The organism is Terriglobia bacterium (genome assembly GCA_020073185.1).
Lineage (GTDB): Bacteria > Acidobacteriota > Terriglobia > Terriglobales > Acidobacteriaceae > JAIQGF01.
This window is the reverse complement of sequence record JAIQFT010000031.1, coordinates 37,508-55,000: the sequence shown is the minus strand read 5'-3', so window position 1 is coordinate 55,000 and position 17,493 is coordinate 37,508. Positions and strand designations below refer to the sequence as shown.

The following is a 17,493-nucleotide window of genomic DNA, read 5'->3' as shown; positions in this document are numbered from 1 at the left end:
ACCTCGTCGAAGGTGTTCCTTGCCGGTGATCATAAGGCGAGATGGGCCGGGTCGCGGTGATGGCCGTCACGATGAGACGTTCACCTCCCGAATGCGCCAAATTCCGCCACATATTCTCCGAAAGAGCGGTTTCGAGACGAACACGTGAAACCGGTCCAGACTGTCCCTTGCCCGCCCCGCAGGCGGGCATTAGAATTCCCTGTTTGCGATGCACTTCAGATTCGCTTTAGGGAGGAGAGCTCATGGCAGCCCTTGAGGTCGGCAAACGCGCCCCGGACTTCGATGTCCCCGCGTGTACCGGCGAAGAGAAACACCGGCTGAAGCTGGCGGATTACCGCGGGAAGCGGCACGTGGTGCTGGCCTTTCACCCGCTGAACTTTACCCCGGCTTGAGCAGCGCAAACTTCGGCGTACCAGGCTGATCGCGACCGGTTCGCCGAACTTGATGCCCAGGTCGTGGGCATGAGCATCGATTCGGTATTCAGCCACGTTGCGTGGCAGAAATTTGAAGTGGGGAAACTCACCTATCCCTTGGGCAGCGACTTCTATCCGCATGGCGAAGTCGCGCGGCGCTTTGGCGTGCTGCGGGAGGGCGATCCCATCCCGGGCATCAGCGAGCGCGCGGTCTTCGTGATTGATAAGAACGGAATCATCCGATTTTCCAACGTGTACGAGTTGGGCGAGGTCCCGGAAAACGAGGACGTCTTCGAGGTGCTGCGGGAGATGGCCAAAGCCTCAGCAATTTCTTAGAGTCTCGGCGGTCTGGGACCACGCCGACCCTGTTCAGGCAATCTGTCATGCAGAACGCTTCCTGGCAGAATCAAAGGGCGCGCGCGATCCGGCCCGCGCGCGCCAAGAAAAGTGACAAATCTCGGCCTTGCCGATCCGAACAACAGGAACGGGGGCTAGCACCAGGGTTGACAGCTCTGTCCTTCCGCCGAGCTCAGGCAAGGTCGTAGCGATCAAGGTTCATCACCTTGTTCCACGCCGCCACGAAATCGTTCACGAACGCCTCCTTCGAGTCGTCGCATGCATAGACTTCCGCGATTGCTCGGAGCTGGGAGTTCGAACCGAATATAAGATCGACACGGGTGCCGGTCCACTTGAGTTCGCCCGTCGCGCGATCGCGCCCCTCATACACGCCTTCGGATGCCGAGGAAGGCTGCCACTTCGTATTCATGTCGAGCAGGCTGACGAAGAAATCATTCGTCAGCGTCTCGGGCCGGTTGGTGAAGACTCCGTGCCGGGACTGCCCGAAGGTAGCGTTCAGGGCGCGCATGCCGCCGACGAGAACCGTCATCTCGGGAGCAGTCAGCGTCAGCAACTGCGCCCGATCCACCAGCAGTTCCTCCGCCGGTCTTTGGTGTCCCTTCCGGAGGTAGTTGCGGAACCCGTCTGCGGTCGGCTCCAGGACGGCGAATGAATCCACATCGGTCTGCTGCTGCGAAGCATCCGTGCGCCCGGGCGAGAAGGGAATCTTCACTGCGCGCCCGGCCCTTTTAGCAGCTTCTTCGACGGCTGCGCAGCCACCCAGAACGATCAGGTCAGCCAGCGAGACCTTCTTTCCGCCGGACTGCGAGCTGTTGAAATCCTTTTGGATTGCCTCCAGCGCCGGCAGGGCCTTTGCCAGCCCGCCCGGCTGGTTCACTTCCCAATCCTTTTGCGGCGCAAGGCGAATGCGCGCCCCATTCGCCCCACCGCGCTTGTCGGAGCCGCGGAACGTTGCCGCCGACGCCCAGGCAGTCGTGACCAGTTGGGAGATCGACAGTCCGGATTTGAGGATCTTGGCCTTCAGGGCAGCAATGTCCTGCTCCCCGATTAATTTATGATCCACCGCCGGAACAGGGTCTTGCCACAGCTGGGGCTCCGCAGGAACGAGCGGGCCAAGGTACCGCGAGAGAGGACCCATGTCGCGGTGCGTCAGCTTGAACCACGCCCGGGCAAACGCGTCTGCGAACTGATCCGGATGCTGGTAGAAGCGCCGTGAGATCTTTTCGTAAGCAGGGTCGAAGCGCAAGGCGAGGTCCGTGGTCAGCATGGAGGGCGCGTGACGCTTTGACGGATCGTGCGCATCCGGCACCGTACCGGCGCCTGCGTCATTCTTCGGTTTCCACTGATGAGCACCGGCAGGGCTCTCGGTCAGTTCCCATTCGTAGCCGAACAGGTTCGCGAAGAAGTTGTTGCTCCACTTCGTAGGCGTCGTGGTCCAAATGACTTCCAGGCCGCTGCCGATCGCGTCACCGCCTTTGCCCGTGCCAAATTTGCTCTTCCAGCCGAGGCCCTGCTCCTCGATGCTGGCGGCTTCCGGCTCTGCGCCCACCAGTGCCGCATCGCCCGCGCCGTGGGTTTTGCCGAAGGTGTGACCGCCGGCAATCAGCGCGACCGTTTCTTCGTCGTTCATTGCCATGCGGCGGAACGTTTCGCGGATATCCGTGGCCGCCGCGAGAGGATCCGGCTTGCGGTTCGGCCCTTCCGGATTCACGTAGATCAGACCCATTTGCACGGCAGCCAGAGGATTCTCAAGATCACGGTCGCCGCTGTAGCGCTCGTCCGCCAGCCACTTGCCCTCCGCCCCCCAGTAGATGTCCTCTTCGGGCTCCCAGACATCCTCGCGCCCGCCGCCGAAACCGAAGGTCTTGAAGCCCATCGAGTCGAGGGCGACGTTGCCTGCGAGAATCATAAGGTCGGCCCAGGAGATCTTCCGGCCGTATTTCTGCTTGATCGGCCACAGCAGCCGGCGAGCCTTGTCGAGGTTCACGTTGTCCGGCCAGCTATTGAGCGGCGCGAAGCGCTGCTGGCCGGCTCCGGCTCCGCCGCGGCCGTCGCCAATGCGGTACGTGCCTGCGCTGTGCCACGCCATCCGAATGAACAGCGGCCCGTAGTGGCCAAAGTCGGCCGGCCACCAATCCTGCGAGTCCGTCATCACGGCATGAAGATCCTTGATCACGGCATTCAGGTCGAGACTTTTGAATGCCTTCGCATAGTCGAACGCCTCGCCCATCGGATCGGACAAGGGGGAGTGCTGGTGCAGGATCTTGAGGTTGAGCTGATTCGGCCACCAATCCGCATTCGTTGCGGCTCCAGCCGCCGTGTGTCTGCGAGCGCCGCCCGTTACCGGGCACTTGGTTTCAGTTGACAAGTTTTTGCTCCTGTTTCCTATGAATTAGTCGAGAAACTGTGACGAACCGCGAACCCATCCTGGCTTTCCCAATCGCGCTATCGCCGCCGGCCGCGCTTGCAGACTCGCGCCATTCATCCGGTATCCACGCGCCTACGACACTGGACGGCGAACGCGCCGTGGAGCGCACTGCGTGCAGAGTCCCCGGAAAATGAGTTCGCATTCGCGAAGAATCCGCTTACCGAGGGCGCCGGAAGCAGGTCTGGGCACATCGTACCACTCCAGGTCCTCCACCTTGCCGCAGCGGTCGCAGACGAAATGGTGATGCCGCACGCCTTTCGCATCGAATCGCGCGGCGCGGCCCTCGACTGCCACTTCACGCACCAGACCCGCCCGCACTAGGTCCCGCAGATTGTTATAAGTCGTGGCCCTGGAAGAGCGCGGATCCACGCGATTCACAGCGGCGAAGATTTCCGCAGCCGTGGGATGCCGGTTGCATTCATTCAAGAACGCCATCACGGCGTAGCGCTGCGGCGTGCAGCGCAACCCGCTGCCCTCCAAGGAGCGTTTAATCGCCTCGGCGTCCATGCAATATTTAGATAATATCTAATATGACATTTTGTCAAGACTTATGCCTTGGCTTGCTGCGGCGAGCGGAAAACCGGCGGACACCCCGGCGCGCGCGGTAACCCCGGGACCCGCAACGGCGACCGCTTCTGATAAAATCGCGCATCAATTCTGCACGAACGTCCTTGGGGGGAACGTTTCATGAGCACTGCCGCCGCCGCTGCGTCGCAACCACCGCTGTCTGAGCCCGCGCGCATCATCAACACCTTCATTGCGCCGAGTACCACCTTCGCAGACATCCGCCGCAACCAGAGCTGGTGGGTGCCGTGGCTTCTGATGTCCATCGTGTCGCTCGCCTTCGTGTTTGTCATGGGCCAGAAGATCGGTTTCGAACAGATCATGCGCAACGAAATGGCAAAGAGCCCATCGCGGCTCGAGCAGTTCGAGAAGCTTTCGCCGGAGCAACGCGCCCGGCAAATGGAGATAGGCGCGAAGGTCACGTCCTACTTCTCTTACGCAACTCCCGCGTTTCAACTGCTCGGGGGATTGGTCGTCGCCGGGGTATTGCTGGCGGTATTCAACTTCGGCGCCGGCGCGGAGATCACCTTCAAGCAGTCTCTTGCCATCGTCATGTACGGCTTTCTGCCGTTCTTGATTCACGCGCTGTTGGGGATTGTTTCGCTCACCGTCGGCGTGGATACCGAAGGCTTCAACGTACGCAATCCGGTCGCCACCAACCCCGCGTACTTCATGAACCCGCTGGAGCATAAGTTCTTCTATGGCCTGCTGACTTCGGTTGACGTGTTTTCCATCTGGGTTATTGTGCTGCTGGGCATTGGCTATTCGTCGGTAAGCAAGCTGAAGCGTTCCACCGCGATCCTCATCGTGGCCGGGTGCTTTGTAGTGTTTAAGCTGGCCTCCTCAGCCATAAGCGCGCTGTGATGAAGGCCGCGGCACGCTTCAACGTCGCGGGCCTCAGATTACTTTGGTGTCGCCCGGCCGTGACCGTCATCACAGACGACTCACCGCATCGGGCGCAGCATCGAATCAGCCTGCAATTTGGCGGCTGGAGCGCACGATGACACCCTGTACCCGATGGTCGGTTAGCGCCAGCGATCTTACCGGTATGACTCCGGCCAAGGCGCGTGATCTGATCGTGCAGTGTTTCCATGAGGCGCAGAAAGAAACCTCGCTGCCGCCAGCCAGTTCATCCACCAACCGCACGAGCAATCCGATCTGCGGAACATGGTGATCGGTGCGGTCCGGTTGGCGTTCAGGGAAGCCGGTGGCGACTACGACCAGCCGACCAAGGCTACCCTCATGAAGGTCGTCGAGATCCTGGCGTGGAAGTCGGAGCAGCGGCAAACTCCAAAAGAGATCATTGCCCATCACAAAGGCGAGATCGAGAGAGTCCTTCGCGCGCTGGACTAATCTATTGGATATCGATATCGCCGTCGGCCCTCACTGGCCGATCGCCTGCAACGCCTTCCCGATCTCTTCATCCTGCTCAGGAAACACCGTTCGCAAGTCGAGCAGCACGCGCCCTTCCTCGACGCGCGCGATGATCGGCGGATCATTTTTTCTGAGGCGCGAAGCAAATTCGTCGGCGCTCAGGTCTGCCCACGTCAAGGTCAGCAGGCGCGTCGGCAGCGCTGCCCCGGGCGCCGCGCCGCCGCCAATCACCGATTCACCTCCGATGACCTCGCCGCTCACCGGCAGGCGCAGCTTGCGCGCCAGCGCCTGCGCGCGTTGCCCGATCTCCTCGGCGGAGAGGCGCATCATGCGCAGCGCAGGCACGGCATCGTGGTCCTGGCAGACATAGGCGAGCAGCGTTGTCTCCAGCGCGGCGTAGATGAGCTTGTCAACCCGCAGGGCGCGAAACAGCGGATTGGCGCGGATGCGCGCGATGATCTCGCGCCGCCCGCTGAGCAGACCCGCCTGCGGCCCGCCCAGCAGCTTGTCGCCGCTGTAAGTGACCACGTCCACGCCGGCGCGCAGGCTGTCGCCGACGCCGGGCTCTCCGCTGATGCCGAGCGTCCTCATCTCAAACAGCGCGCCGCTGCCCAGGTCTTCCAGAACCGGCAAGCCGCGCTGGTGCGCCAGCTCGACCAGTTCCCCCAGCGACGGCTGCTCGGTGAATCCGACAATCTGGAAATTCGAGCGGTGCACGCGCAGGATCAGCCGCGTGCGCTCGTTGATGGCGCGCTCGTAGTCCGCCAACCGCGTGCGATTGGTGGTGCCGACCTCGCGCAAGGTCGCGCCGGACTTGCTCATCACGTCGGGGATGCGGAACGAGCCGCCGATTTCCACCAGTTCGCCGCGCGACACCACTACCTCGCCGCCGTCGGCCAGTGTATTGAGCGCCAGCAGCACCGCAGCCGCGTTGTTGTTTACCACTACGGTGGAAATGTCGTCCGCATACTCGCTCAGCAGGCGCGCGAACAGCCGGTCCACATGGACGTCGCGCTGGCCGCGTTCGCCGGAATCAAGGTTGTATTCGAGATTGGAATAGGTTGTCGCAACCTGGCGCGCGTGATCGAGCGCAGCCACCGACAGCGGCGCACGACCCAGATTGGTGTGCAAGACGACGCCGGTCGCGTTGATCACCCGGCGCAACGACATTTGTAAGGAGCGGCGCAACTCGCGCTCTACCGCTTCCGGCAGGCCGCCGATGGCCAACTCTAGTCGCTGGTCGTCGACTCGCCCCGCGGAAATTTCCGACCGCAGTCGTTCCAGCGCCGCGCGTGTCGCGTCCAGGGTGGCGGCGCGGCCTTCGCGCTCGGCCATGTGCGCGATCTCGGCCTGGTGCAGCAACTCGTCCACCGACGGCAGCTTGCGGAACAGTTGCGCGTTTCGGGGCCCGGGTTTGGAGGTCCTGGCCATTCTTGGCCGCGATTATTTCACCACGGAGGCACGGAGACACGGAGAAAACTTCTTGGTCTCTGTGTCTCCGTGTCTCTGTGGTTGATTTCTCGTATAGTTATCGCGCTTGCCCTTACCGGAAAGAAAGCTCATCGAGCGCATCAAGCGAGCTGCATGCTCACCCTCGCCTGTGCTCACCCGCGGCATTGGCGATGACTGCGCCGTGCTGCGCCCGCCACGCGGGCAGGAATTGCTGGTCACCACCGACTTCAGTCTGGAGGACGTGCACTTCCGGCGCGACTGGCATCCGCCCGAATCCGCCGGGCACCGCTGCCTGGCGCGCGGCCTGAGCGACATCGCCGCCATGGGAGGGGAACCGCTGGCGGCATTTCTGTCGCTGGCGTTGCCCGCCGATTTCCCGCAGCGCTGGGCCGACGGTTTCCTGCGCGGCCTGCTGAAGCTCGCCGGACAATTCAAGGTTCCGCTTGCCGGCGGCGACATTGCGCAATCGCCCACCGGCGTCCTCGCCGATATCTTGGTGGTTGGCTCCGTACCACGGGGGAAGGCGCTGCTGCGTTCCGGCGCCAGGCCCGGCGAGGCTATCTATGTCACTGGCGCGCTCGGCGCCTCGGCAGCGGCCATCCGGCAAATGCTCGCCGGCAGGAAACTCCGCCCCCCGCAACACCGCGCCCACTTCTTCCCCGACCCGCGCATCGCTGCGGGCGTCCAGCTTCGCCGGCAACGCCTGGCTTCGGCTGCCATTGATCTCAGCGACGGCCTTTCCACCGACCTGTCGCACATTTGCGAGGAGAGTGGCGTGGGCGCTGTCGTGAACGCGCGAAGCATTCCAGTCGCAACGGGAGCGACGATGGAAATGGCCCTTCACGGCGGTGAAGACTACGAGTTGCTGTTCACCGCGCCGCCGCGCACGCGTGTGCCGGCGGAAATCGCCGGCGTCCGCGTTACCCGCATCGGCGAAATCATACGCGGGGCGCGTGTGTTCTTGGCGGATCGAGAAAGACGCCGCCCCATGCCGCCGCGCGGCTGGGAACACTTCCGATAGCCGCGCGACGCTAACTACCAACTGCCAGCTACTAACTCCTGTTGTGGAGCCGCGCGGACAACGAGGGGATTTAGTGAAGCAGCAGCCAGTGACCCGTTAGGGATGCGTTGCTGAGCGACATACCTTGATTGCCACTTGCATGTGCGCGCGACGGCGATACAGTACAGGCATGAGGAGAACTCTGTTTGTGGTTGCCGTCGCCGTGAGCGCCCTCGCCGCCGCCGCGCAGCAGGCGCCCGCCCCCGCAGCGCAACCCACGCCCGCGCTGGATGCGCAGCAAATCTGCGCCCGCGAATTCGGCGACCAGTTCAAGCTCGATCCGAAAATCGCGCCCCTGACTGCCGATCTTGATGGCGACGGCCAGGAGGACCTGGTGCTGGTGGCCACCGCGAAGAATCCGCTCAGCGGCGAACTCGACCATCACTATCTCGCGATCGATCCCTACGACTCCTTCTTCGGCTTCGGCGATCCCAAGGTCACGGTGCAGTTCTCCGCCACCAACGCCCTCACAACCCGCTACGTGCTCGTGGTGCACAATTGGCGCGCGCCCAAGGCCAAGTTCGTGATCGTCAACCTGCCCTTCGACAGCCTCTCGGTTGGGAAGACCGCAATCAAGAAAAAGAAGGTCACCGTAAATACCATCCAAGCGACCGAAGCCGGCGGCCTCGGCTCCGACGTCTACTGGGATGGCAAGAAGTACAAGTGGAAGCCCAACTACGCCGCCAACGAGTAAATCTGATCTGCGGAATCGTTTTGGGTAGGGCACGGCTTCAGCCGTGCCGCTGACGCCCGCATACAAATGGGCTTTAGCCCCTGAGGCCCGCCGTCTATAATGCGCGGCCATGAGCTCCCTGGAACAGAAGCTGGACGAACTCAAAAAACGCGACCATCTCGCCGAGCAGGGCGGAGGCGAAGAACGCCGCGCCAAGATGCACAAGGAAGGCAAGATGAGCGCGCGCGAGCGCATCGCCTTCCTGCTCGACGAGGGCACCTTCGAAGAAACCGACAAGCTCGTCACCCACCAGTGCCACGACTTTGGCATGCAGGAGCAGAAGTACTACGGTGACGGATTCGTCACTGGCTATGGCCGCATCGAGGGCCGCCTGGTGTTCGTCTTCGCGCAGGACTTTACCGTCTTCGGTGGCTCCCTGTCGCTGGCCAACGCCAACAAGATTGTCAAGGCCATGGACCAGGCCATGCGCGTGGGCGCGCCGCTAGTCGGGCTAAACGATTCCGGCGGCGCGCGCATCCAGGAAGGAGTGATGTCGCTGGCTGGCTACGCCGACATCTTCCTGCGCAACACCCTGGCCAGCGGCGTCATTCCGCAGATCTCCGCCATCATGGGCCCGTGCGCCGGCGGCGCCGTGTACTCGCCCGCCATCACCGATTTCACCCTCATGGTGGAAAAGACTTCCTACATGTTCATCACCGGCCCCGACGTCATCAAGACCGTCACCCACGAAGAGGTCTCCAAGGAAGAGCTCGGCGGCGCCATGACGCACAACGCCATGTCCGGCGTGGCCCACTTCATGGCCCATGACGACGCCGAGTGCCTGAGCATGATCCGCGAACTGCTCAGCTTCGTGCCGTCGAATAATTTAGAAGATCCGCCGCGACGCGACTGCACCGACCCGATGGATCGCGCCGACGCCGCCCTCGACAAACTCGTGCCCGCCGAGTCCAACCAGCCCTACGACATCAAGGACGCCATCACCGCCGTCATCGACGACGGCTATTTCTTCGAGGTGCAGGAGCACTACGCCAGGAACATCGTCATCGGCTTCGCGCGCCTCAACGGCCGGCCGGTGGGCGTGGTGGCCAACCAGCCCGCGTTCTTGGCCGGCGTGCTCGATATCGCCAGCTCCATCAAGGGCGCGCGCTTCGTGCGCTTCTGCGACTGCTTCAACATTCCGCTGATCACCTTTGAAGACGTGCCCGGGTTTCTGCCCGGCGTCAACCAGGAGCATGGCGGGATCATCGTGCACGGCGCCAAGCTGCTCTACGCCTTCGCCGAAGCCACCGTACCCAAGATCACGGTGATCACGCGCAAGGCCTACGGCGGCGCCTACTGCGTCATGGCCAGCAAGCACATTCGCGCCGACGTAAACTATGCTTGGCCGACCGCCGAGATCGCCGTCATGGGCCCCGAAGGCGCGGTGGACATCGTTTACCGCCGCGAGCTGGACAAGGCGAAGGATCGCGAGGCGGCGCGACAGGCGAAGATTGCCGAATTCCGCGAGAAATATTCCAACCCGTACGTCGCCGCCGAGCGCGGCTACATTGACGCCGTCATCCAGCCGCGCGAGACTCGCAAGAAGCTGATCCAGGCGCTGGAGATGCTCCAAACCAAGCGCGACAAGAACCCGCCCAAGAAGCACGGAAACATTCCGCTATAAGTGGAAGCGGCGAGCTTCACCCCGCCGAAACAGGGCTCACAATAACTCGGCCTTAGCCGCTGCAGAAACGCGGAACGCTTGCTAGGCATGAGCCTGCGTACACGCGTGCTGCGGCAGCGAACATCGCCTTGGCTCGCGTGCTAAACTTACAAGTTTGCCCGAAGTTTCCGCGCGCGGCCATGCTGCGCGCCGAGGATTTCATGCCGGACACGATGCTGGCGGTCATGAAGCCGGAGCCCAAGCCGGGCGCCGAGATCCGCGAAGTCAAGATTCCCGCCTTCGGCCGCACCGACGTGCTCGTGAAGGTCAGCGTCGCCAGCGTCTGCGGCACCGACCTGCACATTTATAACTGGGACCCCTGGGCGCAGCACCGCATTCATCCCCCGCTCATTCCCGGCCACGAATTCTGCGGCAACGTGTCCGCCGTCGGTGACGAGGTCACCAGCGTCAAGGAAGGCGATTTCGTTTCGGCGGAAATGCACGTCGCCTGCGGCAAGTGCCTGCAATGCCGCACCGGCGAAGCGCACATCTGCCAGCACGTTTCCATCATCGGCGTGGACCAGAACGGCGCCTTTGCCGAGTACGTCGTCATCCCCGAATCGAATATCTGGAAACTCGACCCGGCCATCCCGCAGGAGTACGCTTCCATCCTCGACCCTCTGGGCAACGCCGTGCACACCGTACTGGCGGGCGAGATCGCGGCTAAGACCGTGGCCATCACCGGCACCGGCCCGATCGGATTGTTCGCCATCGCGGTCGCGCGGGCGTGCGGCGCCACGCAGGTCTTCGCCATCGAGGTCAACCAGTATCGGCGCAAGATCGCGCAGCAGATGAAGGCCGACTACGTGCTTGATCCCGCCACCCAGGACGTGAGCCAGATCATCATGGACCTGACCGGCGGCACCGGCGTGGACGTGGTCTGCGAGATGGCCGGGCACACCAACGCGATCCGCACAGCCTTCGACATCGTGCGCCGTGGCGGACGCATCTCTCTCCTCGGCCTGACCAACAAACCCATCGCCGTGAATTTTTCCGAAGACATTATTTTTAAGGGCATCACCGTCCAGGGCATCAACGGCCGCCGCATGTTCCAGACCTGGTACCAGATGACCGCGTTGCTCAAGGCCGGGAAACTCGACCTGCACCCGGTGATCACCGACAAGCTCGCGATGAAGGACTTCAACCAGGGCATGGAGCGCCTGAAAACCGGCGAGGCCAGCAAGATCCTGCTGTACCCGAATGGAAGCCGCTGAACGGTCCCAGACGTCGATTAGAATGAAGCCATGAAGTACACCGTGACATTGCGAAAATCCGAGGAAGGATATTCGGTCTCGTGCCCGGGTCTGCCGGGTTGCCACTCCCAAGGCGCAACGGAAAAAGAAGCATTGGAGAACATCCGGGATGCCATTCGCGAGTACCTGGCTGCCGCGAAACTAGTGAACCGGGGCGGCAAAGTGCGCGTGGTTGAAGTCGCAGTCTGATCTATGACGCCCAAAGTTCCGGGCATTCCGCACCGCAAGGCTGTTCGCGCTTTGGAGAGAACCGGATTCCGAATTCTCCGAGAAGGGAAACACATCGTGATGTCGGATGGTGAACGAATTGTGACCATCCCACGGCACAATCCCGTGAATGCTTTCACCATGGCCGACATTGTTCGGAGTGCGGGCTTGACGATTGAACAGTTCCAAAAACTGCTTTGAGCCGCGTTGATCCGCGGCGAGGTTTCGCATGGCCACCACCACCCGCACCAACCCGCTTTCCTATCTCTCCGACCAACTGAATGACCTGAAGAACAAGGGCACCTACTTCCGCCTGCGGGTGCTGGAAGACGAGCAGGCGCCGGAGTGCACCTTCGACGGCAAGCGCGTCATCAACCTGGCGTCGAACAACTACCTCGGCCTGACCACGCACCCCAAGCTGCGGCATGCGGCGCTGGAGGCCACGCGCAAATACGGCGTGGGCTCGGGTGCGGTGCGCACCATCGCCGGCACCATGAGAATCCACATGGAGCTGGAAGAGAAAATCGCGCGCTTCAAGAACGTGGAAGCCAGCGTGGTCTTTCAATCGGGCTTCGCGGCGAATTCCGGCACGGTGTCGGCGGTGCTGGGCAAGGACGACTTCATCATTTCCGACGAGCTTAACCACGCTTCCATCATCGACGGCGCTCGGCTCTCGAAGGCCAAGATTCTGGTCTTCCGCCACAAGGACGTGGCGCACGCAGAAGAGCAAGTGAAGTCGGTCGCCAACCAACCCGGGCGCAAGCTGTTGATCACCGACGGCGTATTCTCCATGGACGGCGATATCGCGCCGCTGCCCGCGCTCTGCGGTCTTGCCGAAAAGTACGGCGCCATCATGATGGTGGACGACGCACACGCCTCCGGCGTCCTGGGCAAGAACGGTCGCGGCACGATAGACCACTTCGGCATGCACGGACGCGTCGACATCCAGGTGGGAACGCTGTCGAAGGCCATTGGAGCGCTCGGCGGCTACGTCTGCGGCACGCACGACCTGATCGAATTCCTCTACCACCGCGGCCGGCCGTTTCTCTTTTCGACCTCGCATCCGCCCTCGGTTGCGGCCACCTGCATTGCCGCTTTCGAGGTGCTGATCACGCCCATCATCACCGGCGAAGGACGGCTGGCGATGGAGTTCTCGCGCGAGCTGTTCAAGGAAGGCGTGATGGCCACCGGCATCGCCTTTCCCACCGTGCCCGAGGGCAAAGCGCGCATCCGCACCATCATGACCGCCACCCACACGCACGAGGAACTGGACAAGGCGCTGGACGTGCTGGGCCGCGTCGGCAAGCGGCTGGGAATTGTTTCGTGACCGGAAACACCGGAAACAGTTAGCCGCAGATTAACGCTGATTCGCGCTGATCGTATTTCGATCTGCGTTCATCTGCGGGCAAAATTATTCCGCGCCCGCGCTCTGCGCCAGTTCCCGCGGCACGGCTGGACGCAGCGTCAGCCAGTCGGTGCGCACCCGCGCCCACTCCTGCACCAGCAATCCGTGCGACTCAAAGAAGTCCCGGATCTGCGCAGGATTCCAGCCGACGATCTTCTCCAGGATCGGCAGCAGCATGGCGAGCGCGTTAGCGCTGATCACCGTGCGCTTGGCAATTTGGGTGACGTCTTTCGCTTCCGAAACCGCGATCGTCAACCCGTCGCGCCCGTTGACGTGCAGCATGGCGTGCACGTCGGAATTGCCGTCGCCGGCGAAGATGACGTGGTCCGGCCCGATCTGCAGCCGCGCCTGCAGTTCATCGAGGCAGGCCACCTTGCCGTAGCCGGCGGTGCTGCGCACGATCCTCTCGATCTCGCCCGCGCTGTTGTACTGAAACTCGGTGCCGAAGATGTGATCCTCGGGCACGATCCCTGCCAGCGCCGAGCGCACGATCTCCACCGGCGCCGCCGACAGCACGAAGAAATCGAAATGATAGCCGTCAATTCCGGTGGCCAGCATCTGGTACAGCAGCTCGATGTTTTCCTTCAGCCGAATGAGCTCGCCGACTTTGTGCAGGTGTTCGCGGCGGCAACGTCGGTACTGCGGATCGTGCAGCAGCAGGTACGCCAGCTCCGCCCCTTGCTGCACCAGGTTCAGCTTCGTCATGCCCTTGGCCAGCCGCTTGAACTCCTCGGACGGGATCCCGAGCAGCTCACTCAGCACCAGGCCGGAATCGTTGAAGCTCAGCGTCTGATCGAAATCACTCGCGAATAAGTACCGTTTTATGAGTTTGTCAGCCATACAGGGACATTAGATTCATCGGCGCTGTACAAGTCATCAATAGTGCGTAAAACTACGATCAATCGGTGAATCGTTCGTATCGCTTCTTTGCCGGTTGGCAACTTTCCTTTTACACTCGATCGTCGCTGATGCAACGCTATGCGTTTTCATAACCGCTTCGTCCTTGTCGCCCTCCTCTGCGCGACGCTGTTCGCGCAAGCGCCGCCGCAGATGCCGGCGGAGCGCTCCGAGCGCGAGATCGAGCAGCAGTTCCTCTCCGTTCCCGACCCGCGCCAAGCCGAGCAGCACATGAAAATTCTTACGGCGGAGCCGCACATCGCCGGATCGCCCGAGGACCGCAAGACCGCCGACTACGTGGCGCGCAAATTCCGCGAGTGGGGCTTCGACACCGAAATCGTCGAGTACAAAGTTTGGATGAACTATCCCGCCGAGGTCAGCGTGGACGCCTTCACGCCCGCCGGCGCCGTCATGCACGGCCCGACCAGGGAGCACGTTGAGGGCGATCCCTTCCAGGACGATCCGCGCATCGTCATCCCGTTCAACGCCTTCTCGCCTTCGGGCGACGTCGAGGGCGAGGTGGTGTACGCCAACTACGGCCGCCCCGAGGACTTCCAGAAGCTGAAAGAGATGGGGGTGAACGTGCGCGGCAAAGTCGTGCTGGCTCGCTACGGCGAGAATTTTCGCGGCGTGAAGGCGTACATGGCGCAGGAAACCGGCGCCGCCGCCATGCTGATTTATTCCGACCCGATGGACGATGGCTACTTCCGCGGCGACGTATATCCCAAGGGTCCGTGGCGGCCCGACACCGGCGTGCAGCGCGGCACCATCGAGTACGGATTCGAGCATCCCGGCGATCCCACCACGCCCGGATGGCCGTCCACCGCGGATGCGCGGCGCGTCAGCCCGCAGGATTCGCCCGACATTCCCAAAATCCCGACCACGCCTCTGTCGTATCACGATGCAGCTCCCATCCTCCAGCATCTCGGGGGCGTAGAAACCCCGCGCGAGTTGCAGGGCGCGCTGCCCTTCACCTATCACCTCGGCCCGGGGCCGCCGCGCGTCAGGCTGCACCTGAAGCAGGACTTCGGATATCGCGCGATTTGGGACGTGATCGCACGCGTCCGCGGCACACGCTGGCCCGACGAATGGGTCGTCGCCGGCGCGCATCGCGACGCCTGGGTGTACGGCGCGGTGGACCCGATCAGCGGCACCACCGCCATGCTGGAAGCCGCGCGCGGCGTGGGTCATCTTCTGCAATCCGGCTGGCGGCCCCAGCGCACGATCATCTTCGCCAGTTGGGATGCCGAGGAGCAGGGCCTGATCGGTTCCACCGAATGGCTGGAGCAAAACGAGAAGGAACTGGAAAGCGCGGCGGCGTACTTCAACCTGGACACCGGCGCGTCCGGCCCGAATTTCCGCGCCTCCGCCGTCCCCAGCCTGCGCGGATTTCTGCGCGACATCACCAAGTCCGTGCCCAGCCCCCAGGGCGGCACGCTCTATGACGCCTGGCGCACCGCGGCGCGTCGCGAAAACTCACCCAAGGCGAACCCGCCGGCTGAGCCGCAGGTCGGCAATCTTGGCAGCGGGTCGGACTTCACTTCCTTCCTCGACCATTCCGGCGTGCCCGCCACCGACATCCGCTCCAGCGGCAACTACGGCGTCTATCACTCCGTCTTCGACAATTTCGCCTGGTACAAGAAATTCGCCGATACCGATTTTCTCTACACGCAGGAGATCGCGCGCGTGTACGGCCTGCAGGTGCTACGCATGGCGGAAGCCGGTGTGCTCCCCTACGACTACGAGGAGTACGGGAAGGAGATTGGCAATTATCTCGACGCAGCGCAGAAGACTGCCGGCGAGCACTTGGGCGACAAGGCGCCGAAGTTCGATTCCGCGCTCGCTGCCGCCCGCCGACTGGCGCAAGCCGGCGCCGCCATCAGAGCGCTCTCGGTTGCCCCATCCTTGTCGCTCCCGGGGTTGGAGCGACAGGGTGGGGACTATGAGCGCCTGAACAAGCTCCTCCTCGCCACCGAGCGTGCGCTTTTGTTGCCCGGCGGTCTGCCGCGCCGCCCCTGGTTTCGCCACGCCATTTATGCTCCTGCGGATTTGAAGGGCTACTCGGCCTCCACCATTCCCGGCGTCAGCGAAGCCATCCGGCGCAACGACGCCGCCACCGCTGCGCAGCAACTGCAGGCGCTGACGGATGTTTTGAACCGCGCCGCCGTGCTGCTCGAAGGCTTCAAGCCTGCCTCCGCGAATTGACGTGCGAAGCTCTAGCCCCGAAGGGGCGACCGATAGTAGCCCAGGACTTCAGTCCTGGGAACACCGCGCAAAATCCTCAGAGTCCCGTAGGGACGGCACGAATAGGACCATGCTCCATGGCCGGTTCCAGGCGTTCAGATTTCCACCACCGCTCCCGGCACAATCTCGACCGGCGTTTCTCCGCGCCGGAAAACTTTCGCACCAGTGGTTCCCTTCAACACTGTGGTTCCGCTTTCCACCCTTAACATCGACCCTTCGCGGATACCCACCACCGACGTTTCGTTCTCTTCGTGGAATTCGCGCAGGCGGACTTCGCGCGTCTCGCCCATGTGGGTCGAATTCGGGTCGGGATCAATGTAGTGTGCGTTGATCTGGAAGGCCACCAGGCCCAAGGCCGTCAGGCTTGGTGGCTCGACGATCGGCATGTCGTTCGTGGTCTTGATGGTTGGGCACGACACAACCGAACCCGCACTCGACCCGATGTACGGCATCCCGCTCTCCACGCGCCGGCGGATGATGTCCAGCAACCCGTGTTCATACAGCGCTTTCAGCAGGCGAAACGTGTTGCCGCCGCCGATGAAGATCGCCTCGGCGTTTTCCGCCGCCTTACCCGCCTCGGGCGCTCGATGGATTGATTCCAGCGCGTAGCCAATCTGCGCCAGACGCGCGCCGGCGATGCGCTCGTATTCGTCTTGGTCCTTGAGCGCGTACGGCACAAACAGCACGCGCTTCACCACGCCCAGAAAACTTCGCAGCTCTTCTTCTGCGTGGTCCAGATATCCGCGCCCATACTGCGACGAATTGCTGATCAGCAGGAGACGTTTCTTGTCGCTCACGTTATCCTCTCTGGCGCATTCTATGGCAAACGGGCACAATAAGCCTGTGGGGAGGACGCCCGTGAGCGCTCAGCCGGCCGTGATCGCCTGTTCCATCCAGGACTTCGTCAGCGAACTGCGCAAGTTCCCGGAAGCCGCCTTCCTTGAGGTCGCGCGGATTCGGCAGTTTCTCAACTCACATCCGGTTGCGCCCGACACGCTTGCGCCCTACCTTGTCTGGGATCGCCGGCACTACACCCGCAACCTGATCGACAAAACGCCGCTCTATGAGCTGGTCGCCATCTGCTGGGAGATCGGCCAGGGCAGCTCCATCCACAACCATCATCAGCAGAACTGCTGGATGGCGGTGCCCATCGGGCGCCTGCTGGTGCAGAACTATCGCACGCTGATGGAAGATCTCGCCGGCGGGACATGTAAAATCGAGCCAACCGATATCGAGGAAATGAACCCGACGCGGTGCTGCGCCGTCGATCCCGCCGAGCCGGTGCACAAGGTTTACAATCCGCGCGAGTTCAGCCAGCGCGCCGTCAGCCTGCACATCTACTCCAAGCCGTTTGATTCCTGCGTCGTTTATTCCGAGGAGCAGGGCACTTGCGGCGAAATCAAGCTCAGCTACACGACCGAGTATGGGAAGAAAGCCTAACCT

At 62.6% G+C, this 17,493-nt stretch carries 17 protein-coding genes and 1 pseudogene; 13 read left to right on the top strand and 5 right to left on the bottom strand.

Annotated features, from left to right (window positions below; genetic code table 11):
• Positions 1–242: 242 nt before the first annotated feature.
• Together LAN64_12640 and LAN64_12635 are read left to right on the top strand one after the other, a co-directional pair.
• Complete coding sequence (locus LAN64_12640; protein MBZ5568686.1) at positions 243–392, top strand: redoxin domain-containing protein; 150 nt, start codon at positions 243–245, stop codon at positions 390–392.
• A gap of 15 nt (positions 393–407) precedes the next feature.
• Positions 408–749, top strand: a pseudogene (locus tag LAN64_12635) (redoxin domain-containing protein).
• A gap of 193 nt (positions 750–942) precedes the next feature.
• Here LAN64_12635 and katG read toward each other — a convergent pair.
• Together katG and LAN64_12625 are read right to left on the bottom strand one after the other, a co-directional pair.
• Positions 943–3,138 carry a catalase/peroxidase HPI gene (gene katG, locus LAN64_12630; protein MBZ5568685.1) on the bottom strand — a complete coding sequence of 732 codons (2,196 nt, stop codon included), beginning with the start codon at positions 3,136–3,138 and terminating at the stop codon, positions 943–945.
• 132 nt (positions 3,139–3,270) lie between these two features.
• On the bottom strand, positions 3,271–3,705 hold the full coding sequence (locus tag LAN64_12625; protein MBZ5568684.1) for a transcriptional repressor: 435 nt from the start codon (positions 3,703–3,705) through the stop codon (positions 3,271–3,273).
• Positions 3,706–3,885: 180 nt separating this feature from the next.
• Here LAN64_12625 and LAN64_12620 point away from each other — a divergent pair, with 180 nt between their 5' ends.
• Both LAN64_12620 and LAN64_12615 read left to right on the top strand, forming a co-directional pair.
• The gene (locus LAN64_12620; GenBank protein MBZ5568683.1) at positions 3,886–4,626 is read left to right on the top strand and encodes a YIP1 family protein; all 741 of its coding nucleotides are present in this window, start codon (positions 3,886–3,888) and stop codon (positions 4,624–4,626) included.
• A 303-nt stretch (positions 4,627–4,929) separates the two neighbouring features.
• Positions 4,930–5,115: a hypothetical protein gene (locus tag LAN64_12615; GenBank protein ID MBZ5568682.1), complete on the top strand. Its 186-nt coding sequence runs from the start codon at positions 4,930–4,932 to the stop codon at positions 5,113–5,115.
• 30 nt (positions 5,116–5,145) lie between these two features.
• On the opposite strand, the gene selA is transcribed toward LAN64_12615, so the two are convergent.
• Entirely contained in the window at positions 5,146–6,567 is a 1,422-nt protein-coding gene (gene selA / locus LAN64_12610; protein MBZ5568681.1) for an L-seryl-tRNA(Sec) selenium transferase, read from the bottom strand.
• A 106-nt stretch (positions 6,568–6,673) separates the two neighbouring features.
• On the opposite strand from selA, the gene thiL reads away from it, so the two are divergent.
• From thiL to LAN64_12575, 7 genes are all read left to right on the top strand, one after another.
• Positions 6,674–7,609, top strand: a complete 936-nt coding sequence (gene thiL, locus LAN64_12605) for a thiamine-phosphate kinase (GenBank protein MBZ5568680.1) — start codon at positions 6,674–6,676, stop codon at positions 7,607–7,609.
• Positions 7,610–7,778: 169 nt separating this feature from the next.
• Positions 7,779–8,342, top strand: coding sequence for a hypothetical protein (locus LAN64_12600; GenBank protein MBZ5568679.1), 564 nt, complete (start codon positions 7,779–7,781; stop codon positions 8,340–8,342).
• A 109-nt stretch (positions 8,343–8,451) separates the two neighbouring features.
• Positions 8,452–10,005 (top strand): acyl-CoA carboxylase subunit beta, encoded by a 1,554-nt coding sequence (locus LAN64_12595; protein MBZ5568678.1) that lies wholly within the window; start codon positions 8,452–8,454, stop codon positions 10,003–10,005.
• A gap of 200 nt (positions 10,006–10,205) precedes the next feature.
• Positions 10,206–11,258: an L-threonine 3-dehydrogenase gene (gene tdh / locus LAN64_12590; GenBank protein MBZ5568677.1), complete on the top strand. Its 1,053-nt coding sequence runs from the start codon at positions 10,206–10,208 to the stop codon at positions 11,256–11,258.
• 30 nt (positions 11,259–11,288) lie between these two features.
• Positions 11,289–11,486 (top strand): type II toxin-antitoxin system HicB family antitoxin, encoded by a 198-nt coding sequence (locus tag LAN64_12585; protein ID MBZ5568676.1) that lies wholly within the window; start codon positions 11,289–11,291, stop codon positions 11,484–11,486.
• 3 nt (positions 11,487–11,489) lie between these two features.
• Complete coding sequence (locus LAN64_12580) at positions 11,490–11,705, top strand: type II toxin-antitoxin system HicA family toxin (protein ID MBZ5568675.1); 216 nt, start codon at positions 11,490–11,492, stop codon at positions 11,703–11,705.
• A gap of 28 nt (positions 11,706–11,733) precedes the next feature.
• Positions 11,734–12,831, top strand: a complete 1,098-nt coding sequence (locus tag LAN64_12575) for an aminotransferase class I/II-fold pyridoxal phosphate-dependent enzyme (GenBank protein MBZ5568674.1) — start codon at positions 11,734–11,736, stop codon at positions 12,829–12,831.
• Positions 12,832–12,915: 84 nt separating this feature from the next.
• On the opposite strand, the gene LAN64_12570 is transcribed toward LAN64_12575, so the two are convergent.
• Positions 12,916–13,749 carry a haloacid dehalogenase-like hydrolase gene (locus tag LAN64_12570; GenBank protein MBZ5568673.1) on the bottom strand — a complete coding sequence of 278 codons (834 nt, stop codon included), beginning with the start codon at positions 13,747–13,749 and terminating at the stop codon, positions 12,916–12,918.
• 138 nt (positions 13,750–13,887) lie between these two features.
• Here LAN64_12570 and LAN64_12565 point away from each other — a divergent pair, with 138 nt between their 5' ends.
• On the top strand, positions 13,888–16,011 hold the full coding sequence (locus LAN64_12565) for a M28 family metallopeptidase (GenBank protein MBZ5568672.1): 2,124 nt from the start codon (positions 13,888–13,890) through the stop codon (positions 16,009–16,011).
• A gap of 134 nt (positions 16,012–16,145) precedes the next feature.
• Here LAN64_12565 and pepE read toward each other — a convergent pair whose 3' ends face one another.
• Positions 16,146–16,847 (bottom strand): dipeptidase PepE, encoded by a 702-nt coding sequence (gene pepE, locus LAN64_12560; GenBank protein MBZ5568671.1) that lies wholly within the window; start codon positions 16,845–16,847, stop codon positions 16,146–16,148.
• Positions 16,848–16,908: 61 nt separating this feature from the next.
• On the opposite strand from pepE, the gene LAN64_12555 reads away from it, so the two are divergent.
• On the top strand, positions 16,909–17,490 hold the full coding sequence (locus tag LAN64_12555; GenBank protein MBZ5568670.1) for a cysteine dioxygenase family protein: 582 nt from the start codon (positions 16,909–16,911) through the stop codon (positions 17,488–17,490).
• Positions 17,491–17,493 lie beyond the last annotated feature (3 nt).